This window comes from Rhizobium freirei PRF 81, assembly GCF_000359745.1.
Classification (GTDB): domain Bacteria; phylum Pseudomonadota; class Alphaproteobacteria; order Rhizobiales; family Rhizobiaceae; genus Rhizobium; species Rhizobium freirei.
Genome location: NZ_AQHN01000095.1, coordinates 58,014 through 81,885 on the forward strand (window position 1 = coordinate 58,014; position 23,872 = coordinate 81,885).

Annotated in this window: 27 protein-coding genes; 6 read left to right on the top strand and 21 right to left on the bottom strand. The window is 60.2% G+C overall.

Annotated features, from left to right (window positions below; translation table 11 throughout):
* Positions 1-232 precede the first annotated feature (232 nt).
* From RHSP_RS31800 to RHSP_RS31875, 16 genes are all read right to left on the bottom strand, one after another.
* Positions 233-907: an RES family NAD+ phosphorylase gene (locus tag RHSP_RS31800; RefSeq protein ID WP_037155794.1), complete on the bottom strand. Its 675-nt coding sequence runs from the start codon at positions 905-907 to the stop codon at positions 233-235.
* Positions 907-1,698 carry a hypothetical protein gene (locus RHSP_RS31805; protein WP_037155797.1) on the bottom strand — a complete coding sequence of 264 codons (792 nt, stop codon included), beginning with the start codon at positions 1,696-1,698 and terminating at the stop codon, positions 907-909. Before RHSP_RS31805 ends, RHSP_RS31800 begins: the two co-directional genes overlap by 1 nt.
* 282 nt (positions 1,699-1,980) lie before the next feature.
* On the bottom strand, positions 1,981-3,174 hold the full coding sequence (locus RHSP_RS31810; protein ID WP_004129397.1) for a DUF1173 domain-containing protein: 1,194 nt from the start codon (positions 3,172-3,174) through the stop codon (positions 1,981-1,983).
* A gap of 22 nt (positions 3,175-3,196) precedes the next feature.
* Positions 3,197-5,581: a type IV secretory system conjugative DNA transfer family protein gene (locus tag RHSP_RS31815; RefSeq protein ID WP_004129400.1), complete on the bottom strand. Its 2,385-nt coding sequence runs from the start codon at positions 5,579-5,581 to the stop codon at positions 3,197-3,199.
* The gene (gene virB11 / locus RHSP_RS31820) at positions 5,578-6,654 is read right to left on the bottom strand and encodes a P-type DNA transfer ATPase VirB11 (RefSeq protein ID WP_081615377.1); all 1,077 of its coding nucleotides are present in this window, start codon (positions 6,652-6,654) and stop codon (positions 5,578-5,580) included. Before virB11 ends, RHSP_RS31815 begins: the two co-directional genes overlap by 4 nt.
* A complete protein-coding gene (gene virB10, locus RHSP_RS31825) occupies positions 6,614-7,858 on the bottom strand; it encodes a type IV secretion system protein VirB10 (RefSeq protein ID WP_004129402.1) in 1,245 nt (414 codons plus the stop codon). Before virB10 ends, virB11 begins: the two co-directional genes overlap by 41 nt.
* Positions 7,848-8,618, bottom strand: coding sequence for a TrbG/VirB9 family P-type conjugative transfer protein (locus RHSP_RS31830; protein ID WP_157385477.1), 771 nt, complete (start codon positions 8,616-8,618; stop codon positions 7,848-7,850). The genes virB10 and RHSP_RS31830 overlap by 11 nt, the downstream gene beginning before the upstream one ends.
* Before the next feature lie 38 nt (positions 8,619-8,656).
* A complete protein-coding gene (locus RHSP_RS31835; protein WP_004129404.1) occupies positions 8,657-9,388 on the bottom strand; it encodes a VirB8 family type IV secretion system protein in 732 nt (243 codons plus the stop codon).
* Between the two features lie 17 nt (positions 9,389-9,405).
* Positions 9,406-10,410 (bottom strand): TrbL/VirB6 family protein, encoded by a 1,005-nt coding sequence (locus RHSP_RS31840; protein WP_004129405.1) that lies wholly within the window; start codon positions 10,408-10,410, stop codon positions 9,406-9,408.
* Between the two features lie 13 nt (positions 10,411-10,423).
* Positions 10,424-10,612 (bottom strand): hypothetical protein, encoded by a 189-nt coding sequence (locus tag RHSP_RS31845; RefSeq protein ID WP_037155802.1) that lies wholly within the window; start codon positions 10,610-10,612, stop codon positions 10,424-10,426.
* 8 nt (positions 10,613-10,620) lie between these two features.
* Positions 10,621-11,364 carry a type IV secretion system protein gene (locus RHSP_RS31850; protein WP_004129406.1) on the bottom strand — a complete coding sequence of 248 codons (744 nt, stop codon included), beginning with the start codon at positions 11,362-11,364 and terminating at the stop codon, positions 10,621-10,623.
* On the bottom strand, positions 11,364-12,020 hold the full coding sequence (locus RHSP_RS31855) for a hypothetical protein (RefSeq protein ID WP_004129407.1): 657 nt from the start codon (positions 12,018-12,020) through the stop codon (positions 11,364-11,366). Before RHSP_RS31855 ends, RHSP_RS31850 begins: the two co-directional genes overlap by 1 nt.
* Positions 12,017-14,425, bottom strand: a complete 2,409-nt coding sequence (locus tag RHSP_RS31860; RefSeq protein WP_004129408.1) for a VirB4 family type IV secretion/conjugal transfer ATPase — start codon at positions 14,423-14,425, stop codon at positions 12,017-12,019. The genes RHSP_RS31855 and RHSP_RS31860 overlap by 4 nt, the downstream gene beginning before the upstream one ends.
* A gap of 11 nt (positions 14,426-14,436) precedes the next feature.
* Entirely contained in the window at positions 14,437-14,730 is a 294-nt protein-coding gene (locus RHSP_RS31865; RefSeq protein WP_004129409.1) for a VirB3 family type IV secretion system protein, read from the bottom strand.
* Positions 14,730-15,074, bottom strand: coding sequence for a TrbC/VirB2 family protein (locus RHSP_RS31870; RefSeq protein WP_004129414.1), 345 nt, complete (start codon positions 15,072-15,074; stop codon positions 14,730-14,732). Before RHSP_RS31870 ends, RHSP_RS31865 begins: the two co-directional genes overlap by 1 nt.
* 13 nt (positions 15,075-15,087) lie before the next feature.
* Positions 15,088-15,780: a lytic transglycosylase domain-containing protein gene (locus RHSP_RS31875; RefSeq protein WP_004129415.1), complete on the bottom strand. Its 693-nt coding sequence runs from the start codon at positions 15,778-15,780 to the stop codon at positions 15,088-15,090.
* Positions 15,781-15,859: 79 nt separating this feature from the next.
* On the opposite strand from RHSP_RS31875, the gene RHSP_RS31880 reads away from it, so the two are divergent.
* From RHSP_RS31880 to RHSP_RS31905, 6 genes are all read left to right on the top strand, one after another.
* On the top strand, positions 15,860-16,369 hold the full coding sequence (locus tag RHSP_RS31880) for a hypothetical protein (RefSeq protein WP_004129416.1): 510 nt from the start codon (positions 15,860-15,862) through the stop codon (positions 16,367-16,369).
* A gap of 47 nt (positions 16,370-16,416) precedes the next feature.
* Positions 16,417-16,770 (top strand): hypothetical protein, encoded by a 354-nt coding sequence (locus tag RHSP_RS31885; RefSeq protein ID WP_004129417.1) that lies wholly within the window; start codon positions 16,417-16,419, stop codon positions 16,768-16,770.
* Positions 16,771-16,775: 5 nt separating this feature from the next.
* On the top strand, positions 16,776-17,240 hold the full coding sequence (locus tag RHSP_RS31890; RefSeq protein ID WP_004129419.1) for a hypothetical protein: 465 nt from the start codon (positions 16,776-16,778) through the stop codon (positions 17,238-17,240).
* Positions 17,237-17,905, top strand: a complete 669-nt coding sequence (locus RHSP_RS35000) for a hypothetical protein (RefSeq protein ID WP_037155807.1) — start codon at positions 17,237-17,239, stop codon at positions 17,903-17,905. Before RHSP_RS31890 ends, RHSP_RS35000 begins: the two co-directional genes overlap by 4 nt.
* A 3-nt stretch (positions 17,906-17,908) precedes the next feature.
* Entirely contained in the window at positions 17,909-18,466 is a 558-nt protein-coding gene (locus tag RHSP_RS35005) for a thermonuclease family protein (RefSeq protein WP_051074181.1), read from the top strand.
* A 137-nt stretch (positions 18,467-18,603) separates the two neighbouring features.
* Positions 18,604-19,260, top strand: a complete 657-nt coding sequence (locus tag RHSP_RS31905; RefSeq protein ID WP_157385478.1) for a hypothetical protein — start codon at positions 18,604-18,606, stop codon at positions 19,258-19,260.
* A 71-nt stretch (positions 19,261-19,331) separates the two neighbouring features.
* Here the strand turns inward: RHSP_RS31905 and RHSP_RS31910 are convergent, their stop codons facing one another.
* From RHSP_RS31910 to RHSP_RS31930, 5 genes are all read right to left on the bottom strand, one after another.
* Positions 19,332-19,610, bottom strand: a complete 279-nt coding sequence (locus RHSP_RS31910; protein WP_004129426.1) for a hypothetical protein — start codon at positions 19,608-19,610, stop codon at positions 19,332-19,334.
* Between the two features lie 42 nt (positions 19,611-19,652).
* Entirely contained in the window at positions 19,653-19,907 is a 255-nt protein-coding gene (locus tag RHSP_RS34220) for a hypothetical protein (protein ID WP_004129428.1), read from the bottom strand.
* Positions 19,908-20,962: 1,055 nt separating this feature from the next.
* Positions 20,963-22,081: an ABC transporter ATP-binding protein gene (locus RHSP_RS31920; protein ID WP_004129430.1), complete on the bottom strand. Its 1,119-nt coding sequence runs from the start codon at positions 22,079-22,081 to the stop codon at positions 20,963-20,965.
* Between the two features lie 3 nt (positions 22,082-22,084).
* Complete coding sequence (locus RHSP_RS31925; protein WP_004129432.1) at positions 22,085-22,912, bottom strand: carbohydrate ABC transporter permease; 828 nt, start codon at positions 22,910-22,912, stop codon at positions 22,085-22,087.
* Positions 22,909-23,823, bottom strand: coding sequence for a carbohydrate ABC transporter permease (locus RHSP_RS31930; RefSeq protein WP_004129434.1), 915 nt, complete (start codon positions 23,821-23,823; stop codon positions 22,909-22,911). Before RHSP_RS31930 ends, RHSP_RS31925 begins: the two co-directional genes overlap by 4 nt.
* Positions 23,824-23,872 lie beyond the last annotated feature (49 nt).

The following is a 23,872-nucleotide window of genomic DNA, read 5'->3' on the forward strand; positions in this document are numbered from 1 at the left end:
GGACGAGATCGGGTCGATTGCATGGAAAGGGCAAGCAAGGCTCTGCCAGCGCTACCGGCGTCCTGCCGTAGCCGGAAAACTAGAGTCCAAAATCATCACGGTGATGCGCGCGACCTAGCGGGCTTCGCTTGGGATATCCGCAGGCACGGGGAGCCAGCCGCTTTCGCCACCGAGCCCAGTTCGTCCCCGGCCGCAAATGACGCTTTCTCGTGTCCGTACCCCAGAATCCACCCTAAAGGTCTTCATACTCAATCGAAAGGCTGTTGGCTAAGGAACGGATATCCGCGTGACAGGCCGCGTCTGGCACGGATCGGCTCGAAATCGGGTCAAGAACGCCGGGTGGCACACGGTCGCCGAACAGCACGACTGCAAAGTCGGGGCCAAATTGTGCCGAGCTGTAGTAGATGCCCTGCGCTTTTGGGCAAGCAGCGTGGATGCGCTCCGCCCAGGCACGGGTCGCTGGATAGGTGCTTCGCGGCCCGGCTAGGAGAGCATTCTGGTTGACGCCGATCTTCCGCTGCCCGGCATTGGTGAAGTCAACGAGATTGAGCTCTGCCGTGGTTCTGACGATGCTGTGACCGTAGGCCTTGAAATCAGCCGGAAAGACGATTTGGAAGGTAGGCAACCCTGTCTTCGGATCGATGGGCAGCGTATCGGGGCAGCGCAGGATGATTTCGCAAGCGGCGCAGTCAAATGTCTGTGCCGCATAGATGGTTGGGATTATGGCCCCACTTGCGTTGCGGATCGGCGAAAAACGGGCATCGCCGGCAGCCGTGGGATTGAACTGCTCGGCCTTATAGGCCGTCGGATGAATGCGATGCAATTCTGTGTCCTTGGCGAGCGCGACATAGGCTTCCTTCCCGACTCGCATCGTCGACGAATCGGGAATCGTCATATCGAAGCGCATCAACCATGCTCCACGGGCACGATCTCGCGTTTGAATGCCGCAACCATCTCGGCCTCCTCCGCACCAAGCTTTTCGGCAGGCGTGGTCCCGAAATCGAGATGAGGTCGCGTCAACCAGTGCAGCAGGCGAAAATCGCTCCATGTATCGGGTTTCAGCGCAATCAATTTTGCCATAGCCGGGAAGATGCGGCGTCCCTCGACATCGAACTGGAACAACGGGTAAGAGACACGACCGTCGATGGTGAAGCGCAGGATTTCTCGCTTGTCCTCCTTGCGCTTCATCGTGGCAGAAGGATTCGCCCCCGACAGCCCGAGCAACTCGCAAGCCTGCGCCTGATCAACCATGGAGGTGCTGGCGAGGATCTTTTCCTGCAGCCGAGCGCGATTAAGCGCAGTTTGCAAATCGGCGTCGTCGCCTTTCGCGAGGCTTTCGCGGAGCATGACCCGATAGGCGTCGACCACCTTGTCGATTTCTCCGGAGAAGCGTTTGGCGAATACGGCGACAAAGGCTGCCTTCATGGCTTCCCGAAGGGCGCCGGACACCTTATCGCCGACCCGCTTGGTCGCGACGCGCACTGCGGTCGTCGCGTTGTCGGATTCGATAATCGCACGCCATTTGTCCACGTCGGCTGGATCGGCATCGATGGATACATTAATACGAACCGAGCCTGCCGTTAGGGCGGAGACAGCAATGTCGTCAGACGCATAGAGCATGTGCGTGCCATGCGGGTCTGCGTGCGGCCCATGAGGCTTTCGGCGGTTTTCCAGATGGGTCAGAGGTGTCGCAACCATCACGGCGTCCTAGTTTCGATATGTGATTGCCTTCATATAGCAAATATATCGCAACATTACGAGTCTCCTCGCCCGAGCTTTTTCTAGGATGCCAACAGCGGCTCGCCACTATTGCCAAGCGCTCGTGGACCATTACGAAACACCTGGGCGTTCTGGTAGAACAGCGCCTGGGAAAAGGCGTTTCAGACCCGGACGACAGGCGCGACTGATTTAAAGTACGTTTCTGACCAATTTAAAGTGCAAAGCTGGCCGATCTAAAGGAAGCTTAACCCGAGGATATCCTTACGGCAGCTTCGGCATATCCCCCTCGCCCACATGCCAGATCCATGCCCGAATTTCTGGCCGCGCGTCGATCATGCCGGCAAGCGCTACTTCGTAAGCCTCATCGGCATCTGCCGCCACGATGAACATGGCAACCGGATCTGGTCGCGGCTCCGGCAGAGTGATGCTGACCACCGGCTTGTCGGGGGAAAGATTGAAGCGCAGCCCCTTCACGCTCTTGCGGCGCAGGCGGGCCAGCCGTTCCAGCAATTGCCGCTCGTGCACCGTCTCGAAGGGGATCCAGTTCTCTGTGGTCATCATGAGGGCCATTTCCTCGACCACGGCGAGACCGGCCGCATTGAGCCCGAAGGTCAGGATGGCGACGAGGTGAAGGGCCGGATCGGCATTCCAGAAGGCGAACTCGGTCGCGAAAGTCTTCTCCAGCCGCTTCCATGTGCCTTCCTCAATCACCAGCGGATAGTCAGGCATGTGCTTGACGACAAGCCGGCGGCCGCTACGCGCCTCGGCGAACTCTTTCACCTCGCCAACCAGAACCATGAGCCTGCGCTTGTCCGTCCCACTATTGGCGAGCACGGCCAGAGTCGTCGCCCGGCGCGCGGCAATGGCTGACTTTTCCTCCGGATGGAACACCTCCGGCACGAACAGCACTTCGGAGAGCGAGCCGCTGCTGACGGTCATGCGTCGGGCGGCCTCTAACAGGCTGGCGCGCACCCTGCCCCAGCCCCGCTTGCCAGCCCAGGCCGCAGTCCACTCGGTCAGTTCGCCCTCCTGCCAAAGATAATGAAGCAACGCGCGCAATGAGAGCCGCTTGCTGACGTTTTTCACGGTGTCGGAGGCTGAGGCCTCCGTAGTAGGTGCCGGCCGTGTGCCAGTCTTTGCCAGCGGAAAATCCAGCCGCAACGCCGCGACACCGTTCTCTTCGTCGATGCGGATCGCATCGCCGATCAGGGGGCCGAGGCCCGAAAGCTCATGCGGAGGCTGATAAGCGCCGCAGGAAGGATCGTGGCTTCCTCCGGAAGACGGCATGCGTTTGACGAGGTGCTGTCCATCGAAGCGGGCAATATACATCGGAACGCCATCGGGCCTGCAAAGGCAGAGCGGGCGGAGCTTGCGGGCAAAGGCGTCGGCGAGCGCGGTTCCGAGCTCCGGCGAATCCTCGGCAAGTTCGATCCCATCGATCCGATAGCGGCGCATGGTTTTCTCCTTCCGACCCCGTTCAGAGGATTTGCCTGGCGGTCGCGATATCCGCCAACCGTAATTCGTTGACCTCTTCCGGTTCGCTCATCGATTGTTCATAGCCGGTGCGGAGATTGGTAAGGGCGCGCGTCAACGCGCCGGCATCTGCCGCACGGCCGGCAGCAATGTCATCATCCACCAGCTCTTCGATCTCGGTGAGGACGGCGCTTCCGTCCTGGAAGAAGAGGTCGAGCCTATTGTCCTCGTCGTCTCCGGTTTCCCCGGCGATCGGAACCGGGGGCAGCGGCGTGCCCGGAGAGAAGAACAGCTCCGCCCCGTTCGCAGTCCGTTCGAGACGTCCGGCGATCGCAGCCCAGCGGGCTGCGATGATTGCGTCGCGGAGCGGCCACACTGCATCGAGGGCGGTTGTGCGCGCTTGCCGCCCCTTGGCGTCGAGCCGCTTCCGATTACCATGCAATGGGCCGATCGTCTCGGGCGCGGTTCGCAGCCGAAACAGCAGATCGGCGACCACCTGATCGTCGGTAGCCATGATCGCCTGTCTATAGGCATGCATGAGGTTGGCGGGATCGGAAAAGACACCGCGAGTCCGCGCCAGAACGGTGGCATCATGGTCGGGACCGACGGTGTCGGACTGCGTCACCTGCTCCGTTTTTTCCGACTCCGCGGCCTTGAGCCTTGCCTCGAACAACGGCCATTCCGGCTGCAGCACGATCTCGGGAATGGACAAGTCCCTGGCATACGGCTCGACCTGCCGGCGCCGGGCGATGAACCGATCCTGGGTGTAGAAATTCAGCTTGTTGAGGATGGCGCCATAGCCGCTACGAATCTGCAGGATGGTCTTCTCGTCGTCGAGGCGCTGGACCGCATCGGGATCCATAAGCGGAACCAGTTCAAAACGCCCCTGTGATGCTGTCTTCGAGGTCAGGACTCCCCGATTGCGCCCCCACCCTTCCCGCTCCTCGTATTTCCGGCCGAGATTAACGGATACGAACTTGGCGGTGGTCTCATCGCCGACGGCGACGAACAGCTTGATGTCCATATTGCCGATCAGAGCATCGCGGGTTTTCTGGCCATAACGCTCGTCGATCTGCGGAATGTTCTGGGCAACAAGCGCAATGGTCAGCCCGTAGCCCGCGACCAGCGGCGCCCGCTTGACGATCTCCGGGAGACGCTCGAACTGGTAGAACTCGTCGAGCATCATCAGGATCTTGTGCGGTTCCTCCGGTCCCGGCAGCCGGCGCAGCATGACGTCATGGATTTGCTGAATCAGAAGCCGGATCAACGGTTCCACCGTGCCAAAATCCGATACAGGACTGGCGATGAACAACGAGAAGGGCTTGCGTCTCAACTCGCGGATATCGAAATCACTCGCGGAGCAGACCTCGCCCAAGAGAAGATTGTTGAAGGGAGCGAGAGCCGTGACGACATGACCCTCAAATGAAGGACGCTGCTCTTCGTCTCGGCCCAGATGCTGGCGGAAACCGGCGAGGATAAAATCGTTCAGTCCCTGCTCGCCGGCGATGATCGCTTCAAGCACCTGCGAAAACGGCTTGCCCGTCGAAAATAGTCTCAGCACCGATCGCAGGTTCCGCCGTCCCTCCATGGTTTTGGATTCCAGCACGTAGCCAAGGAGAGCCGCCATCAGGCCCCTCGCCGTCGTTTTCCAGTGGGCCTCCTCCTTTTCGCTGAGCGGCAGAAGCGTGGTGGCGAGATTGATGAGATCTGTTGCCCGCTCCGGCCAGTCCCGCACGAAATCCAACGGGTTCCAGCGGTGCGATTTCTGCGAGCCGGGCGCAAAAACGAAGCATTTCTGTCCCATGGCGAGGCGGGCGGCACCGGTCAGGGCGAAGTTTTCCAGCTTCACATCGAGGACGATAACTGAGCCCGTGTATTCGAGCAGGTTCGTCATCACGAAGCCACGGCCCTTGCCGGAGCGCGAAGGACCGTTGACGAAGAAATGGCTGTCGCCGCTATAGCGGATGTCGACCGCTTTCTTACCATTGCCGAAGGTGCCGAGCAGGATGGATTTTCCGGGCTCGCCCTGGGTCAGCCCGCTTTTCTCCAGATCCTTCAGCGTAGCGAAGCGCGAGCCGTCGCCCGGCGGGCGGACTTCCCAGGGACGGAAGATCAGAGCCAAGATGCCGCCGGTGGCGATGGCCGCCTCGACCAGCGTCGCGATCGCCGCAATGCCGATCAGATTGCGGACCTTCGGGTTTCCCAGATAGACCCATGCCTGCTTGGCCGGCATAAGTAAGTCGTCGGTCGTAAAACTCTTCCACATCGCCGTGCTCTTCAGCAGGAAGAAGCTGGCCGCCGCGTAGTTGGTGGACCAGGCGAAGAACAGGACTGCAGCGGCAAGGAATGGACCCGCGACGATCAGGGCGATCTTTTCGTAGCGCTTCATGATGCCAGCCACTTGTTGAAATAGATCTCCGTGACGCCGCGCTTCATGGTGACAGGATCGCGGCTGATCTGGACGACGACCGGCGCGACGAAGCGGACGAATTCGAGAAGCTCGGACTTGGAAAGACCAAGGCCTGCCTGCATCGTCGCCATTGCCAGACGCTCGTAAGCGCCGATGGGATTGTCGGCATGCAGCGTCGACATGGAGCCGGAATGACCGGTATTGACCGCCTGCAGGAACGAGAACGCTTCCGCCCCGCGGATCTCCCCCATGAAGATGCGATCCGGGCGCAGGCGCAGGGCAGCCTCGAGGCAGTCCTGGATAGTGGTCTTCGCCCTGCCCTGCCCGCCCTTGGAGGCGATCAGCGCCAGCGTATTCGGCTGCGGCGGTCTCAGTTCGCGGGTGTCCTCGATGGAAATCAGCCGTTCCCAGACCGGGACGTCCTTCAGGAGCCCGTTGAAGAAGGTGGTCTTGCCCGAGGAGGTGCCACCGGAGATCAGCATGGTGACGCGGTTTTCGACGGCGAAGCGGAACCAGTCGCGCCGTGCCGCCGGGGACGGATCGACCAGGCGTTCGACCAGCTCGCGATCGAGGTCCGAAAGATCGCCTTCGATCCTTGCCGGACCCGACACCCGAACGCTGTCGAAGCCGCCGAGTGCTACATAGTCGTCGAGGCTCATGTCGCGGATGACCTGCTTGCGGATTGCAAAAGCACCGCCTGCAGCCGCAACCGGGGCCAGCACCGCCTGGAACCGTTCGCCGTGCGGCATGGCGGCGGAAAGCAGCGGCGTTTCCTCGTTGACGCTCTGTTGGGTGGAGCCGGCGATCATCTGGGCCAAGCCGCGGATTGCACGTTCATCGAGGGCCGCGACCGCGTGCTGGACCATCCTTGCCTGGTCGGTGCGCTCGACCCAGACTTCGCCGGGACGATTGCACATGATCTCGATGACGGCCGGATCCTCCAGCAGGAAGCGAATGGGTTGCGCGACCTGCCGGAAGAAGATCGGGAGGGATTGCCAGAGCGAGGCGCCGTCAGCGCCGCTTGCCGGAGAGTTGGGCGCGGCGAAGCTCATTGACGGCCTCCTTCACGGGATCGGGATAGAGGGCGGAAAAATCGAGATCGCGGCGCACGAAGACGACGATCTGGGTTCCCTGATCGACATAGATGGTTGGCGGAATGTTGATCGAGTCCTTCAGCGCGATGTTCGCCATCTCGGCCATTGTCTGGGAGACGGTCTGCTGCGCCTGGCTCTGCGCGTTGGACGCCGTGGATGACGACGAGGTCGTCGAGCTGCTGCCATCGGTGTTGAGGCCGGCGATGAAGGAGGAGACGCCGCCGACAAGGCTCAGCACGGAGGCAGCGCCGAAACGCTCGAGGTAATGCTTGTCGACGACACCCGGCAGGCCCGACCGGCCGAGATCGTCCGCGCCATAGGAGCCGAGCGCAACCGAGGTGCCGTCAGATCTGAGCGCCCGCGTCCAGACGATCAGAACCCGGGTCTGGCCACGCGCGATCCCGCTCTTGTATTCGCCGGTCAGCATCGTGCCCTTCGGCAGTAGAATGCGGCGGCCGTCGAAGGAGTAGACATCGGTCGAGATGACCGCCCGGACCATGCCGGGAAGATCGGACTGGATCGCGGTCTCAAGGACACCGCGGATGAGCGTACCTTGCGGAATCAACGCATCGATCCGGTCGTTGCGGGTCGCCTTGACGGTCTCGACGTCCTGGGCGCCGACGGCGGCCACGAATTTACGGTTCGGATCGTCATCCGCCGCCCCGACATTTGCCGTCGTGTTCGATGAAGCTCCGCCCATAAGCGAATCCGACGCGTTCCTCTGCTGCGTCTGGTCGACGACCAGCATGTTCGAGCGCAACCTGGCCTGCCTCAGCGCTTCAGCCTTTCGCGCGCGCTCCTCCTCTTCGGCTGCCCGGCGGGCTGCACCATCGTCAACCGGCGGCGCGGCGATGACCACCGGCTGGACCTTCTGCTCCGCCTCGACAACCGGCGGCGTGATCACCAGCTTGTTGTCTTCTGGTTCCGGAACGGCCTTGGGATCAAGGTTCAGATGACCGGAACGGCTTGCGGTCTTGAACTCTTCCTTCGCGTTGGTGGAAGCCGGTGCCTTCTGGCCGCCAAAGGAGACATAGGCGGCGTAGCCGAGAATGGCGAGTGCTGCGGAGCCAAGGAGAAGGGGTACGAGTTTCCCGCCCCTGCCACGGGCAGGCCGCGCCACGGTCTCGGTAATTCTTGCCTCTTCCTCGAAATCAATGGCCATTGCCGCCTCCGTGATTGTTGTCGGCGACGGTGACAACGGGTTGTCGATGCGTGGATTTTCTGAGATTGAAAACGCAGGTGGCGACGTCGCCGTTGCGCAAGGTCCACTGGTCGGCGACCTTGTCGATGACGATATAGTCTCCCTCTCGCCGGAAGTTCACGAGGCTTTCGCGGCCATCGGACTTCACTGCAAAGAAGGCGGGCAGCTCGCCGGAGAACTGGAGGAAGGTTTTCTTGCCGTCGTCGAACATGGCGGTCGGGCGATTGTCGACGGCGCCCTTGTAACCATAGTCGTAATTGAGCCCGGTGGGGTTGGCGAGTGCGGCCTTGATGTTCGGCATGGCGGCGTTCTCGCTTGCCGCCGCCAGGAGTTTTGCGCTGGCCACGTCGTCCGGATAGGCGAAGCGCAGTTTGATGACGGCATTGCGGGTATTGCCCGGCGTCGCACCCGTCAGCATGAAATTATAGACCCGCTTCGAGGTCACGACATTCATATTGGTGACGGCGTTCGGCTCGAGCGGCTTGATGAACAGGTACTGCCGCGACTGGTCGGGCACGGCCTGCCAGGCGACGCTGTCGCCCATGGCGACCGTTGCGATCTTCTCGTCATCGTTAAAGACGATCATGGTGGAGACGCCCATCATGCCGGCGAGATAGATGATGTTGTCCCTCTGGAAGGGAACCGTACGGATCCGTGCATCCGCCCTCACCGCTTGGGGCACGCTTTCCGCCAGGGCCAGCGGTGAACTGAGGGTAAGCATGAGCGTGCCAATGACAAATAACTTCCCGTTCTTAGCAATCATTGGCGATCCTCCGTCGAGGTCACTGTTTCCTGGTCACGGCGGTATTCGGTGACCTGGAATCCCAGCGGATTATCAAAGCGCCAGTCGTTGCGCATCGGTTCGGAGGTGTATTTGAAACGGACATTGGCAACCCAATGGTTTGTCTCTGTCGGTCCCGCCTGGCCGTTGCGGGTCGTCGAGAACCGGACCGCTGCCGTCTTTTCGTTGAGGAAGATGATGCTCTTGATCGCGACCGAGACCGTGGTGTCGGCGCCATAGATTTTGACGGGATTGTCGGGATTGGAACCGGAATAGGTGTTGGCGAGATCCTGGGACGCCTTGCCGGTCGAATAGAGGGATGCCAGATCGAAATTATCCCGCAAGCCCTTCGGGTCGTAGGTTTCTCTCGCGCGGATGAAGCGAACGATGTTGGCGCGGGTTACGGCCTCGTTCTGGGTGAGGTCGCCGGCCTCGGAGAGCGGGCGGCTTGCCTCGACATAGCCGGTAGTCTTGTCGACCTCGAGGACAACAACGTCGAAACTCTTCAACGGTAGGGTCGCCCAGAGCAGCCCGATCATGGCAAGCAGTGCGATGCCGAGCGTGATCGCCACCATCCGCCAGACGGCGCGGGAGGCGGCAATCGTACGATAGACGGACTTCTCCCAGCGCTCGCCTTCCTGATAGTAGCGGGGGTCTATGCCCGGCGGCGCCGATGACGGCGTCGCCGCGGCATTGTCTTCAACTTGCATTCAAAATCTCCTGGAAATCACTTGCGGGCATTGACCGCCGCTGACATGACCTGAGCGGCCGATGCACTGCCGTCCGAAACGGTTGCGGGTGGCCCGGAAAACTGGCTCCACAACGCGCGGCCGCCACGCCATGCGCCTGTCGCGCCGAGAAGGGCGCCGGTGCGCATCATGAGCAAGCCGGAGCTGGTGGAACTGTCGATACGCGGGCCGCCGCCCGCAATCGCTGCGGCAAGGCCGACGACTTCCTTCAACATCAGGGTCGTGGCCATGCACATAAAGATGAAGGGGGTGACCGTTCCGAGCGTCGGCTCCCCAGACTGAAGCGCGGTCACGGTATTGCCGAGCAGGGTCGTCATGAGGCCAAGCACGGTATAGACGAGGATCGGCAGCAGCGAATAGGTTGCAAGCGACCGGATCCAGCCGTCAACCACGCCCGACGTGATGTTGAAGAGCGCGCAGCACAGCACGATCGGACCGATCCCGAGCAGGATGAACATGGTCATCTTGCCCATGATCAGGATCACGGCGGCTGTGGCGCAAAGGATCAGCACGAAGATGATGATCGCGCCGGCAATGAAATACAGCCAGAAGGCGGTCACACCACCCTGCGCGGCGACGGCAGACGCGCCGGACATGCCGGCGTGCCAGATGTCGGAAAGGCTCTGGCCCATCGATGAACCACCTGTCCCACAGCCCTCGCCACCTGCCGCCTCGCAGACGATGGAGGCAACCGCGTTCGGCGCCTGAACGAGCGGTGTCACGATCAGCGGCTGGTAGGTCGCCCAGGAGACGATCAGACTGTAGGCGATGAAGGCGCGGCCGAACTTCCAGACGAAAGCGCCGGCCGTCATCGGCGCCCGGCCGAACAGCATCTCGTAGCCCCACCAGATGACATAGACGGTGAGCGCGGCAAGGAAGATCGGGCCGAGATAGGTGGCGAGCGCTTCGTACATGCTTTGCACCGCCGAGGTCCCCATGCTGTCGACCTTGCCGAACAGGGTATCGAATATGTCATTGGCCATGGGCGGGGAGCTTTCAGAACATGGTAACGCCGTTCTGGCGGATCAGCGGGCCACAATGGGTCTCGGCTGCATAGGCGGCGGAAGAGAAAAAGCTCGCGGTATTTTGCGCTGAACAGGGAGCTTTCAGCTCCTTGTGGCCGGCACAGCCTGAGGCGGCGGCGAGAAGTGCGCCGAGCACAAGGACAAGAGTGGGTCGACGCATGGGGATTCCTATTTGCCCGTGAGGGTCACTTTGCTGCTGTCGTAGGTCATGAACTCGGCGATGGCGGCTTCAGCGGCGATCTGCTGCATCTGTTGGGCATTGAGCGCCGCATTGCCGGCATTGACCGCTCCGACCAGTTCGTTGACGGTTTGCGCTGTCTGGGTCTGGACCTGCGAATTTTGGTCGATCGAGCCCTTGATGTCAGAGGCCGTGCCGATCTGGCTTTCGACCCCCTGAAACGTCTGGACACGTTGCTCGGTGCTGGCCTGCGTGCCGGAGATCGCCGCCGTCAGCGCGGTCGCGGTGTTGACTAGCGCCTGGTAGGATTTGTCGCCGCGGGTATAGCTCGCGCTGTTCGTCTGTCCGGAGAGCGTCTTCACGAGGTTGAGGCCGTTGAGGATCTTCGAGGCGGCCGTGCCGTAGGAGCCGAGTTTGCCCCAGGCCATTTGGCCGGAGAGAAGTGACGAGAAGTCCGGCGCATTGCCCATCGTGAAGCCCGAACCGAGCGCTGTGCCTGCGATCTCGGCGGTCGAGCGATTGCCGGTGACGGCAGCCAGCGTCTTGTTGACGGTCTGCAGAATATCGCTGTTGCTGCTCATGATTTCGGCCGTGTTCGAGGCAGTCTCCTTCGCCTGGGACAGTGTCGCCTCGTCGATGACTGGCACCTCCGCAAAGGCTGGCGGGGCTGCGGTAAGGATCGAAAGTAAGAGAAATGTCGCGGGGGCGCTGCAGCGAATGGGCAAGGACGGCATTATCGGTTCCCTTCCTGATGTTCCGGATTGGTCAACGTCACCTTCGACGGGTCGTAGGTCATGACCTTGGCGGTGGCGCTGGCGGCTGCCGTGAGATCGAGCAGCCGCTGGTTGCGAAGCTGATTGGCGGTCGAGACCGCTTGGATCGCCTGGTTCCAGACCTGCGCATTGGTGAGCCGGGTGATGGCATTCTGCTCGAAGGCGCCCTTGATCGTCATAGCTTGGCCGATTGTGGCGGACTGGGTCGTAAGCGATGTCGAATTGGCGGAGATCGCCGCGGCAACCGCTGCAAGCGAGGCAACCGCCTGCCCGACATTCTTCGTCTTGATCGCCTGGACCGTATTGGCGACGCCGAGCAATAGCGCGAAGTCGTTGCCGCCGATCGTGGTGCCGCTGAGCGGCTTGCCGATCACCGTCTGGCCGTTCACCGATCGAATGCCGCCGGTGTCACTCTGGATGGTGACACTGCCATGAATATTCTGCGTCGGCGCGACCGATCTCTGCTTGAAGGTCCGGGCGCGCTGCATGCAGACGGCGGTGTTGGTCTCGGCCTTTTGCCGCTGCGCATCATTGACCGGCACTTCGGCGAAGGATGGAGCTGGGGCGAGCAGAAGGCTCGCGCCGACGAGGACGATGAGCGGATGACGAATGGTCATTCCTCCTTCCAGCCGCAGAAATAGGGAAGCCAGTCCTCCGGCACATCGCCGAATTTCTCGCGTAGGCGTTCGCATTCGGCGACGGTTTCAGTGCGTCCCGACAGGACCTTGATGAACTCAGGCAGTGCCGAGAGATCGAGCCTTGCGATGACGCTGTCATGGTCGTGCTTTACGAGGAATTGCCGGCTGGTGGACGAGGTCGACTTCACCCAGTCGAATTCGGTTTCCGATAGGCCGAAGGCGCCCATATAGCTGTCGCGATCGGCTTTCGGATTGGGGAAGAAGATATTCGTCGGGCTCTGCTCCAGCAGCGTATGGGAAATCTTCGCCGTGGTGATGTCACGCGGCGATTGCGTTCCAAGGCCGATGATGCCGTTCTTCTTACGGATGGTCTTGAGCTGATCATTGAGGAAGTTCGCTGCCTTCTCGTCGCCAAGCACCTTCCAGCCTTCGTCGACGAAGAGCATCATCGGTCGCACGCCGTCAAGCATCCCGCCGATGCGGAAGAAGATATAGCCGAGTGCTGCGGTGCGGATCTCCGGATCATCAAGGATCGCGGTCAGATCGAAGCCGAAGATGCCGCGATCGGCATCCCACCGGTCGAGAGGATTGTCGAAGAGCCAACCATGCGTGTCGCACCAGACCTCGAAGCGTGAAGCGAGATCGTCGCGGCCGGCCGTTTCCGCGCCGCGCAGGAGATGGATGACATCGTGGAATTGCCGCTCGCGAATGGGCGCTGCGAAGATCTGCTCGACGGCGATCGTCAGGATCTTTTCCTGCTCGGCGGAAAGTTTGTCGCCTTCGCTGCGAGGGCGCACGAGATAGGCCAGCAGGTCATGGAGGAAGGTCCGGCCTTCCGGCGTGTCCTCGATCTGCAGGGGATTGAAGCCAGTGGGAACGCCAGGCTTGAGCACCTCGTATTGCCCGCCGCAGGCCCGGATGAAGATCTCTCCGCCCCGATCCTTGTCGAACAGGGCGCAGCGCGGCTGCGGGCTGGTACGCATCGCTTGCGAGAGCAGGAAGAGCAGCCCGACGGTCTTGCCGGATCCGGTCGGTCCGGTGACGATGAAGTTGCCGACCTCGCCCTTGTGAAAATTGAAATAGTACGGCGTCATCGACGTCGTCTGGAGGAGCGAGATCGCCGGCCCCCAGCGATTGCCGCGCGGTTTTCCGAGCGCAAAATTGTGGTAGGAGGCCATGCCGCAGAAGTTCCGCGAGGAGATCATCGCCCGCCTGGCGATGTAGCTGAAATTCCCCGGCAACTGCGCCCAGAAAGTTGGCTCGGCATTGAGGTCCTCGCGCACCACCACCATGCCGGCGTTCTGCAGCTCCTTGGTGACGGCTTGCGAGCAAGCTTCGGTCTCCTTGATGGAATTGCCGAGCGCCATGACAGAGAGATGATGGTAGCCCATCACGGCACGGCCGTTGACCAGCTCGTCCTTGGCGATCGAGATCGCGCTTTCGAGGCTGGTGCCGCGTTCGTCGGAAACGCTGATCTGACGCTCGATCCTGTCCATTTCGGAGAGGACCGGCGCCCGGTCCTGCAGGGCAAAGCTCTGGCTGACGATGAGCTCGCCCGGAACCTTCAGCAGCCCGTCGAGCATCCCGGCCGCGGTATAGGGCGGGTATTCGCGAACGGAGAGCATGGCGCCGAAGCGTGTTTCCGTGTCGCTGCTGCCACGCATTTCCAGCATACGCCGTCCGAATGTGATACGCCGCGTCGGCAGATATTCGTCGAGCGGCATTCGGGGCAGAAGCATCTTGATCGGCACGCCACCGTTCAGGAGCTGGCCAAGAAACTCGAGCGGTTCGGAAAAGGCGCTGCCGTCGCGCATCGTCGCCTTCAGGAGGCGCGCACCGTACCCTTCCATCCCCTTGACGATGTTGGCGACGTGGTCGCGCAATTCCTGCCGCGCCTCGAGATCAAGCGCCCGGCCGGATATGCCGCTCGCCTTACGGAACCGGGACAGCATGTTGTCGGCAAGGCCGACCTTACCCTGGAAACCACGACGGATGACGGTAAGATAAAGTTCGTTGGAATACATGCGCGTGTTCGACAGCGCCTGCATGTAGCGTTCGTCAAGCGTCTTGCAGAAGTCGACGGAGAAGGCCCCGTCAATGACAGGCGGGATGCGCCGACGGATGACGTGGGAATAGACCGCAAACCGGCTGTCCGACAGAGCACGCAGCAGGGTGTTGCGATTGGCGGCCTCGTTGTCGATGAAGGCCTGGTCGGCGGTCTGATGGCAGAAGCCGTCGAACCGGATGATCGAGACCAGCATCCCCTCCTTGGTGCGCAAGGTCTCCTCGTCGACGTGGCGGAGATATGGAACATGCTTCGAAACCGGTTTCTCCCGGGCGATCTCTCCACCGAAACGGAGACCCTTGTGGACGGCGCTCTGCATGTCGTCTCTCCTCAGGGTTGGTAGGAATTGCCGCCCCAGAAGTGGCGGTTCCGGATCCAGGGGCATTTGGCGAAGCGCATCCTGACGACATTGGCGAGGTGCGGATCGCGAACGGTCATCACATAGGCCGCCGCGTGAAGCGGTAGGAAAAGCAGGAAGGTTGCTAGGTTCTTGGTGTTGAGGAAGGTCATCACCACGACCATCAACTCGCCGACGAAGAGACCGATCGGGACGCCCCACATCATCCGCGGACGCGTCAGCGCGATAACGAGCGGTGCGACCTGAGGCTTTTCCAGCTCGCTCATCAGTTCGATAGCCCCGAGGACATGGAAGAGACGAGCTGCGAGCCGCCGAAGATAAAGGCAATGCCAACGATGATCGAGAAACACCAGGACCACGGAATGCGGCTGGTCAGCGCGAGATAGCCAACTGCCGCGCAGGCGATTGTCGCCGCAGTCGTCGCAAAGGTGCCCGTCATGAAGTTGAGGAGCGTCGTAAACACCGATTGGATTGGCTGGAAGACATCGCCTGCTGCAAGGGCGATATCGGTCTGGCCGAACAGGATGGCGGCAATTGCCAGACCGTGGACGGCAAGCAGACGGCTGCGAGGGGAAACGAGCATCTTCATGGTGCGGCGGACGGTATTCATGAATGATTCCCTGCTATTGGACATAAAGAACCGAGCCGCCGATCCAACTGGGGACGGAGGGTTCTGATTTGTTTCGATTGATGGGGATCGGCTGGTTGGAGACGGTGCTAGCGTCGATGGGGCCGGTGTCGAGAAGGCCGACGCCCGCGGCAGCCTCGGCCGGCGCCACAGCGTCCTTGCGACGGCGGCCGCCCTTCAGCGAATTGTCGAAACCGTAATAGGCATTGGCGACAAGTGCTGTGTAGTTGACCGTCTCGGCGATCGCCGGCACCCCGCCGGAGCGGATGATGCGGTCTTCGCCGGCGTTGTAGGCTGCGACCGCCAGAAAGATATTGCCGCCGAAGTGGTCGCTGAGATCCTTTAGATAGGCAATGCCACCGCGAATGTTCTGGGCGGCATCACATATATCGGCCACGTTATAGCGGACCGCGGTGGCGGGCATGAGCTGCATCGGGCCACGTGCGCCGGAAGGCGAATTGACGTTACGCCCGAAGCCGGACTCCTGATCAGAGATCGCCAGCGCCAGTCGTGTATCGACGCCCTGCCGCTCACTTTCCTTGGCGATCATCTCCTTGATCGCCTCGGGCGCGACAGCGCCGTCGGTGCAGGTGGCAACACCGGGAATTACGCCATTGTCGGCGGAAGCGGCCGGCGCCGCAGCGATTGCCAAAGCTATGAATGCGAGGGGGAGGAGACGGTGATTCATGATGTTGCCTGCGTTGAGAACTTTATATATACAAAGTTAATAGGCTGAATCAATCTTTAAAATTGCTGTGGAGCAACTAATGGTAAGTGGGTGGCGGGCCGCCGTTCTCGGCGCTCTTTCGATAGGGGGAACGTTTTCGACGCCAGCACCGGCATCGGCCGCCGATGCGGAATGGGGATGCCAGGTGCTCCTGTGCGCCGCTTCCACGAACCCCTCCTGGCATGGCGTGCCTTATTGCGTGCCGCCGATGGTCAAGCTGATCACGGCGATGGCGGAGCCCCACTTCTCCTGGCCGATCTGCTCCGGCGCCGGTACCGGGGCGCCTGGATACGAGAAATATGCCGATTGCCCAGCAGGTTACACGATTGGCTACACCTGGTCGGGTGGCGACAACAGCTCTCGCAGCGAGCCCAATCTTTGCGTGAAGACTGACAATCGTTGCGGATCGGGCTCCTCTTCCGGCCACAACGGTGACAGCTGCGCCGAGACAGTCTCGCTGCCGCGTCCGGTGAGAGGCCAGCCGTATTATTTCGATATCCGGCAGTCGTCCGGAGGCACGCAACGTTTCTGGTTCGACTTGAACCATTGAGTAAAATAACTTTATATATGTGAAGTTTATTGTGAGAGGTGACCGATATGCGCGACCAGAGGATCGTCATCCACGAACCGGCCCGGAAACCCGATCCGGACGGCGTGAAATACTGGGGCCTGCTCTGGCTCGCCGTGATTGTCCTGCTGCTGGCGTCGTGGGGATTGAGCTGGATGTGGCGGGAGGCCGGAGCCGTGATCCGCCACCCGTTCGAGGCGCCATTCTACACCCTCATGGTCCTTGCGATCTTCGCGCTCGCCCACGGCATACTCGTCTGGAGCGCCTTTCGAATTCTCCGCCGGCTGTTCAGTGTTGGTCGTGCGATGATCCTCGCCCTTGCCGATCTCGTCAGCGGTCTGCTGCGCGGGGTCCGTAATCGCCTCTTTAGAATTAGGACGTAATTCATATGAGACCTAACCGCTTCCTGTTCACCGGCATCGTTGCGGTAGGAATCGTTTCCGCCGTCCTCGCCACCGCCCGGCAAAGCTATGCCCAGCAAGGCTATACATTTAAGCTGGAGCGGACGGCGCCGGATGCCCGTCACGATCCCGACGGCGTCTGGAGCGATGACGATCTCGCCTTCATCCGGCAATCGGGCCAGACACCGGCCATCTATACCGCCCGGATCACCACGCCGGCGGGGGAATGGCTGCTCTCCCAGACCAACGGCGACTGCAACATTCAGGGCATGTGTACCGCCCTTCTGGTTCTTAAGAAGCCGGGGGTCTCACCCGTCACGATGGCCAATCCGCAGCTCCCGCTCGGCGGCACGGCCATGCTGTCGCTCAACTACAAAAAACTCGCCACGAAGGAAGTCGACCAGAACGGCCGTCCCCTCGACGGCTCCTACGACGTGGCGCCGATCCCATGAACATCTCCCTTCGTCTTTCCATTCTCCGCTGGCTCCGGCCCGGCCGGCGCGACGTCAGCGCCAATACCGGTCTCGTTCTCGGCTTCATCGCCTCGTTCGCCTTTGCGGGCGAATCAGCCGTCAGCCTGATGGCCGCCGGGATGCCCGCCGACTGCGCCGAATATGCCTCGAACGTGACGCAGAGCGAAGGTAGCTTCGGTAGCACTTCGCCAGCCGTCAACGGCACCCGCTGCTATGGGGCTTTCCAGTTCTGCGACAGCGGTACCCTGCAATCCTACTGGTCGGGCTCGACGGCCGACTTTCTCGCCAGTCCCTCCGCCCAGGTCGCCGCCTGGCAGAAATATGAGAACAATCAGTGGGCGCAAGCCAACCGCCTCGGTCTCATCGGCATGGTCGGCCAGCAGGTCTGCTACAACGGGACCTGCGCTGTCATTTCGCAGTCCTCGATCCTCAAAGCCTGTCAGTTCGGCTGCGGCAAGGGCGGCAAGCTCTACAACCTCATGCAGTCCGGGCTCGATTGCAGCGCTCCGGGAACGAAGGACGGCGCGGGAACAAGCGTCTGCTCCTATCTGATCTCCGGCGCCGGCTACACTGTCAGCTGCATCACCAGCTCCAGTGATGGAGTGGATTGCCTGCCCGTCGAGGGCGGGACAAAAGGCGAATAGGCTATGCGTAATCCGCGTCGCTTCCTGCGCTTGTCGTGCGCGAGTCTCTTGTTCGCCTCCTCGGCATTGGCCGACAACACCGATCGAACGTTTGCGATTCCGCAGGCCGGCGTCACCTTCCTGACGGGCGACAGCTGGCAGCAGGCGGGCCAGCGCTTCCGGCTCTATGGTGTGCAATCCTGCCTGCGCGGCACATTCTACACCGACAAGGCGGGCGAACATCAGGATTGCGGCGCCGTCTCCACGGCCATGCTCGCCGCCTTCGTCCGCGACCTGAAGCCGGTCTGCGCGCCCGTCGCCTTGATTGCCGCGGGACAATCGCAGCCGGCCACTGTTCTGGTGATCTGCACAGGTGAGGTCCATGGAAAGAGGCTCGATCTCGGCGCCACGATGATCACCCAGGGCTTTGCTTTCGCTGCCATCGATAGCGAGGGCCGTCCCGTCTACCTCCACTATCTCATCGAGGAAGGCATTGCCCAGCAGGCCCGCAAGGGCCTCTGGGCCTTCGCCGACCTGCCCCACCCCAACAACACGCTTCTATCCGCAAAACCCATGCCCTGAGTTTCCGACTGCCACCCTCTTCCCGATCGATACCGAATTCCAGGTCCGCCCACAGGCGGCTCGGAAAATGGAATGGCGCGTCCTGCCGAAGTCTACTACAACGGTCGCCAAGCAACGCTTGCGCCGATGGAATGGAGATGACTGCAGGGTCTCGTAAACTGGATGTCCGGAAGAAATGGTGGTCAGTGACCCTCGACGAGGATCTCGTCGAGTGCCGCGCTACCGTGCCGAAGGAAGGTCACGACCGTATCAAGGTTCTTGCCGGCCTTCTCGGTGAAAAGCTCCCGATCCTGGTCGGCAAGCTCGTGATTTCGGCGTTGACGATGTACGAGCGAGGCGTTGAGGAGGTTCCGGAGATTGAGGCAACGCCTCAAGCCGCAATGGCTCATGCCGCCTCGAGATCTTCAGCGGGCAATTCCATCGATGATCTCTGTCGAGCGATCCTCGGCTCGCGCTTCCCGGATGACAATGGTGCAGCCCGCATGCGCCAGTGCGCTATGGTGACGGCAATTGCCGTCGAAGCTGCCGCCGGCCATATGCCCAGCGTCTCGACTATCGCCAAGCTTACCGGCAATCACCAATCCCAGATCATGCTGCTCGCGCAGGTCCTCGAAGACCGCAATGTGTTATTGCGAATTCATACGCCGAACGTAAAGAAGGGTCGCGCCGCGAAAATGCTCCAGATCCGGGTAGATGCGGTGGCTGAAATGGACAAAATCCACGTAAAGGCGACCGGGCGGTCCATCTTCGATGGGGCGAAAACCACCGCGGTGGCAGACGAGATATCGAAGTAGGTACTTCCCGCAGGCACCAGTCGATGGTCGCGCTCGACGCAATGTCCTAATGGATGGACACCAAACAGCACTCAGTCGTCATCGGACGCTGCGACCCACACCGTCACCTCATAGCCGAACCCTGCGCTTGCCCGATCGGGGACAGGGTTGATTGAGGTATCGAGATCGTCGGACTTCGCGACCGAGGCTGTGATCGAGCGCCCCTTCTGAAACTGTACTGCCGCCCATTCCGCAAAACTGTGGAATCCCTGCGCGCGAGCAAATTGGTCGAGCGCAAAGCCCATGCCCGCAATGCCTGAGAGCCCGTCATATGGAACCTCCAGTGTCAGAGTTGCCAATACCTCTAACATTGTGACACGCACTCCATGAAGTTTAGACGGGTCACGCAGGTGCTAGAGAGCACCGCCCGCATAGACAAATTTCGGCGATAGAATCGCTTGTGTTTGACGGCATTCGGCAGCTCTTTGTTCGATTGTTGTCCGACGCAATCGCACGTCGGTGGCCTCAGCTGTTGTTGCAAGTTGAGCTGGTTCCGTGCCCGGGGTGCTTTGAGCGGTCGAGCCGCTTCGATAGCCAGAATATTCGACGCTTGTGACGTCGGCGATTTCGGCAGCGAGAATGCCTGGTGAGGAACTGTTGGCGAACACCGCACCATCCTTGTCGGCCCCATACTATTGCATTACTCGCAAGATCACTCCGGCATCGCCGCTCGACCGGCTAGCCTCTCGTGCTCATGGCTCACCGGTGTACCTACTATAGGTTTAGTTGATCACTCCAGTGCGGGGAAGAAAAACTTTCTGCACGCAGAGATTTTGCACGTCACATTTTCGTGAAGAACATAATTTTATTTAGTAGATTCAATTTATTAATTGAGTCTTCGCGCGTATAGTCGCGCGAAGGTAACGCGCTTTGCGGATACAACTATAAGGAGATAAATTGCGTAATCGGGTTTATGGAACTCGCGAGCGGTTTTGGACCGACTGGGCACCACTACCCAGGTCGAGAGGCTTTGTGTCCGAACCCCTTTCAGATTATGATCGGCGCATCGAAGGGCATTTCCTCATTGAGAGTTTCATCCCCGTACCTAACCCCGCCGAGAGGCGTGTGCGCAAGTAGGATGAATTAGTTGCGGTAGGTATGAAATGTCATACCATATCTGAAAGAAGCTCCGCCATGAACGTGGAGATGAAGAAATGCAGTGATCCTACTGTCCCCCGCGCATGTTCAGGATTAGCGAAATCCCGAACTTCTCACCCTGTAAGCCGATCCAGTACCAGTGCCCGCTTGGCGTCTCGCGTGGCCTTGTCTGTCGCAACATCCATTGCCTTCAAGCCCCTGTGTCTGCCAGCTTTTTGGCCGGGGAGCTTACCGCTGTCGACCAGCAAGATGACATATTACTTGGAGAGGCTGAGAATATTCACCACAGCCTGCGTTGAAAGCATTTCCTCGTCCTATCACCATCACTATTGAACCGAACACTTTGCCGTCCAATTCGCCTGGAGCAGGTTGCTGTCCGCCTATAAGCTGTCCGCTGCGGGCCGCGAATTGCAGGTCAGGGCATCGCAGCGACCAACAACCGAGTCGGTCTACGCCGCCGCGGGGCGCCTACAAAAGAAACGCAACAATGCTTAACCTCCTGGCCATGGCGGCAATCACATCGCCAAACGGTGTCATTGCTGCGTTCGTTTCGTCCTCAGACTTCCTAGAGATTGAGGTCCTGGTTCTGGGGGCCGGTGGTGTTTGCCGGATACCGCGCGACTCCCAAACCGTCAAAAAGCCGCGCATTTTCGCTATCAAAATCAACGGCGAAATCGCCCCCGATACGCAGGTCGCGGTCACCGTCGAGCACCGCAAGAAACGGTTTGCCGGACCTCAAGGCTAAACTGACGATGGTCTCGTTGCCTAGGCGCTCGATCAAGCTGATCTTTCCTGTGATCGGGCCACTCGAACCGGCTGTCAATCCATGCGGACGAATCCCAAGAGTCAGTTTCTCTCCCGATCGAAGGCCGGTCGTGTCGGCTTTGATCCTTTGCGATGTCATATCTATGCCGGAGACCGCGACCTCACCAGGGTTCACAGCTTCGACGGAGACATCGATGAAATTCATCTTCGGTGAGCCGATGAAGCCTGCCACAAAAAGGTTCGCCGGTCGCTGATACAACTCAATCGGCGATCCGACCTGTTGGACCACTCCACCATTCAAGACCACGATCTTGTCGGCGAGCGTCATCGCCTCGACCTGGTCATGTGTCACATAGATCATCGTCGCACCAAGATCGTGATGGAGGCGCGCCAATTCCATGCGCATGTCCACACGAAGCGCTGCATCAAGGTTTGAGAGTGGTTCGTCAAACAGAAAGACCTCGGGTTTTCGGACAATCGCGCGACCGATCGCCACGCGCTGGCGCTGCCCGCCGGAAAGCTGGCTCGGCTTGCGTTTTAACAGGTGTTCCATCTGAAGTATTCGTGCTGCCTCGCGGATCTTGCGATCGCGCTCGGCGGTCGGCGTCCTTGCGAGTTTCAAGCCGAATCCGACATTGTCGTAGACCGTCATGTGCGGATAAAGGGCATAGCTCTGGAAGACCATGGCGATGCCGCGGTCGCGCGGCTCCACGTCATTGCAGTGCTTCTCGCCAATGAAAAGATCGCCACCCGATATTTCTTCAAGCCCCGCGATCATCCGCAGGAGCGTAGATTTTCCGCAGCCTGAGGGGCCGACGAAAACGACAAACTGGCCATGCTCGATGTCAAGATCAACGCCATTGATGACCTCGAGAGCACCATAGGTCTTTCGCAGCGCCCTTAGAGTTAGTCCAGCCATTTTTTATCCTTTGACTGCGCCGGCCGTCATCCCCGCAACGATCTGTCGGTTGAAAAACAGGAACACGATCAGCGGCGGGATGGTGATCAGCAGAATGTTGGTGAAGAGCAGGTTGTATGAAGTGTTGAACTGGCTCTGAAAATTGAAGAGCGTCAGTTGCACCGTCGCGTTCTTGTTGCCCGGCAGATAATAGAGTGGATTGGTGAAATCGTTAAAGATTCCAACGGACTGCACGACGATGTTAGTGACGGTCACTGGCCAAAGCAGGGGCAAGATCACTCGGAAGAACACATCCAGCGGTCGCGCGCCGTCGATGATGGCCGCCTCATCGAGTTCTCGCGGAATGGTGGCGATGAAGGCGCGGTAGAGCAGTATTGAAAATGGAAGGCCGTATGCCACCTCGATAAGCACGAGCCCATAGAGCTTTCCGAAAAGGCCGAGACCCTGTAGCAGCCAGATGGTCGGAACGACGGCAGGCGGGATCATCAATCCCGTCAGGATTAGAAATTCGATCAGACCATTGAATCGGGTTTTGCGCCTTTGCAGAACAAATCCGACCATGGCTGCGAAAATGACGATCAGGGTTACGCTCGCGACCGTCAAGACTGCCGAGTTGATGAATGCCGATACCAGCATCCAGTTTCGCGTGGTCACGACCGTGACGATGTTCTCCCAAAGATGGTTGCCTGTGGGCCAGGAGAAATCAATGCGCGAGGATTGCTTCTGATCCTTGAAAGCCATGAGCACGATAAAGGCAAACGGCACCAGGAAGACGAGTGCCGACAGCGAAGCCGCTATGGCGCTCGCTCCATATTTGCGAACGAGCCTCATTCATGTCCCTCCCGCCGGTTCAGCATCATCGTTAGCGGCACGACAAGAACTCCGATGAGGATGAACAGCACGACGTTGCCCGCGGTTGACAGGCCGTAGAAACCAGCCTGGTACTGCTTGTAGATCACTGAGGCGATGGTGTCGGAAGCGAACCCCGGCCCGCCTTTGGTCATCGCCCAGATCAGATCGAATGTACGCAAACCACCGATGAAACTGAGAACGATCACCGTGTTGGTCGCGGGTCGCAAGAGCGGCAATGTCACGTAGAAAAAATTCTGGACCTTTGTGGCTCCATCAATACGCGCGGCTTCGAAGTAGTCCTTGGGTATTGCGACGACGCCCGCAATGTAGATGACCGTGGCAAGGCCAAGTCCTTTCCAGACGTCTACGAGCGCAACCGAAAACAGAGCCAGCGTCGGGTCGGTCAGCCAACCGGGACCTTTAATTCCGAGCAGGGCCAAACCCTCGTTGATCATGCCCTGGGTGGGATGCATCAATACCGTGAAGGTGATGCCGACACCGACCGTCGACACGAGCACCGGGAAGAACACCACCGAACGCAGATAGGCACGGCCCAAGATCTGGCTCGTGAGCAGCAAAGCCAGGAGCATTCCGAGAACCACTTTGGCTCCGGATGTGACTGCCGCATAAATGACGGTGTTGATCAGCCCCTGGATCAGGAAAGGTTCGCGGAAGAACTGGACGAAGTTGTCGAAGCCGATGAAGGTCGCGTTGAATAAGGTCCAACGCGTCAGGCTGAAATAAAGCGAAGCGAAGGTCGGGGCGAGGAAAAGCACACCGTAGATTATCGCCGCCGGCAGGAAGAACCATCCGGGATAAGCTGGGCGGCGGCGCGGCCTGCGAACCGAATCCCGGGTTCTGACGCCAAGATGTTGGGTAGTGACGGACATTGAGTCTCTCCTGATGTACGGCTGGCCCGGGCAGGGAGGCGCCCGGGTC

Coding starts and splice junctions, on each gene's coding strand:
- virB11 (WP_081615377.1), bottom strand. CDS start 6,654: ATGAGCTTCGCCGCGCCCAACTCTCCGGCAAGCGGCGCTGACGGCGCC.
- RHSP_RS31860 (WP_004129408.1), bottom strand. CDS start 14,425: ATGCAGAGCGCCGTCCACAAGGGTCTCCGTTTCGGTGGAGAGATCGCC.
- RHSP_RS31850 (WP_004129406.1), bottom strand. CDS start 11,364: ATGCCGTCCTTGCCCATTCGCTGCAGCGCCCCCGCGACATTTCTCTTA.
- RHSP_RS31920 (WP_004129430.1), bottom strand. CDS start 22,081: ATGGCTGGACTAACTCTAAGGGCGCTGCGAAAGACCTATGGTGCTCTC.
- RHSP_RS31855 (WP_004129407.1), bottom strand. CDS start 12,020: ATGACCATTCGTCATCCGCTCATCGTCCTCGTCGGCGCGAGCCTTCTG.
- RHSP_RS31925 (WP_004129432.1), bottom strand. CDS start 22,912: ATGAGGCTCGTTCGCAAATATGGAGCGAGCGCCATAGCGGCTTCGCTG.
- RHSP_RS31865 (WP_004129409.1), bottom strand. CDS start 14,730: ATGAGCGAGCTGGAAAAGCCTCAGGTCGCACCGCTCGTTATCGCGCTG.
- RHSP_RS31810 (WP_004129397.1), bottom strand. CDS start 3,174: ATGCGCCGCTATCGGATCGATGGGATCGAACTTGCCGAGGATTCGCCG.
- RHSP_RS31840 (WP_004129405.1), bottom strand. CDS start 10,410: ATGGCCAATGACATATTCGATACCCTGTTCGGCAAGGTCGACAGCATG.
- RHSP_RS31875 (WP_004129415.1), bottom strand. CDS start 15,780: ATGAATCACCGTCTCCTCCCCCTCGCATTCATAGCTTTGGCAATCGCT.
- RHSP_RS35000 (WP_037155807.1), top strand. CDS start 17,237: ATGAACATCTCCCTTCGTCTTTCCATTCTCCGCTGGCTCCGGCCCGGC.
- RHSP_RS31835 (WP_004129404.1), bottom strand. CDS start 9,388: ATGCAAGTTGAAGACAATGCCGCGGCGACGCCGTCATCGGCGCCGCCG.
- RHSP_RS31890 (WP_004129419.1), top strand. CDS start 16,776: ATGAGACCTAACCGCTTCCTGTTCACCGGCATCGTTGCGGTAGGAATC.
- RHSP_RS31830 (WP_157385477.1), bottom strand. CDS start 8,618: ATGCTTACCCTCAGTTCACCGCTGGCCCTGGCGGAAAGCGTGCCCCAA.
- RHSP_RS31885 (WP_004129417.1), top strand. CDS start 16,417: ATGCGCGACCAGAGGATCGTCATCCACGAACCGGCCCGGAAACCCGAT.
- RHSP_RS31930 (WP_004129434.1), bottom strand. CDS start 23,823: ATGTCCGTCACTACCCAACATCTTGGCGTCAGAACCCGGGATTCGGTT.
- RHSP_RS31805 (WP_037155797.1), bottom strand. CDS start 1,698: ATGGTTGCGACACCTCTGACCCATCTGGAAAACCGCCGAAAGCCTCAT.
- RHSP_RS31910 (WP_004129426.1), bottom strand. CDS start 19,610: ATGTTAGAGGTATTGGCAACTCTGACACTGGAGGTTCCATATGACGGG.
- RHSP_RS31905 (WP_157385478.1), top strand. CDS start 18,604: ATGACTGCAGGGTCTCGTAAACTGGATGTCCGGAAGAAATGGTGGTCA.
- RHSP_RS31800 (WP_037155794.1), bottom strand. CDS start 907: ATGCGCTTCGATATGACGATTCCCGATTCGTCGACGATGCGAGTCGGG.
- RHSP_RS31815 (WP_004129400.1), bottom strand. CDS start 5,581: ATGAAGCGCTACGAAAAGATCGCCCTGATCGTCGCGGGTCCATTCCTT.
- RHSP_RS31870 (WP_004129414.1), bottom strand. CDS start 15,074: ATGAATACCGTCCGCCGCACCATGAAGATGCTCGTTTCCCCTCGCAGC.
- RHSP_RS31845 (WP_037155802.1), bottom strand. CDS start 10,612: ATGCGTCGACCCACTCTTGTCCTTGTGCTCGGCGCACTTCTCGCCGCC.
- virB10 (WP_004129402.1), bottom strand. CDS start 7,858: ATGGCCATTGATTTCGAGGAAGAGGCAAGAATTACCGAGACCGTGGCG.
- RHSP_RS35005 (WP_051074181.1), top strand. CDS start 17,909: ATGCGTAATCCGCGTCGCTTCCTGCGCTTGTCGTGCGCGAGTCTCTTG.
- RHSP_RS31880 (WP_004129416.1), top strand. CDS start 15,860: ATGGTAAGTGGGTGGCGGGCCGCCGTTCTCGGCGCTCTTTCGATAGGG.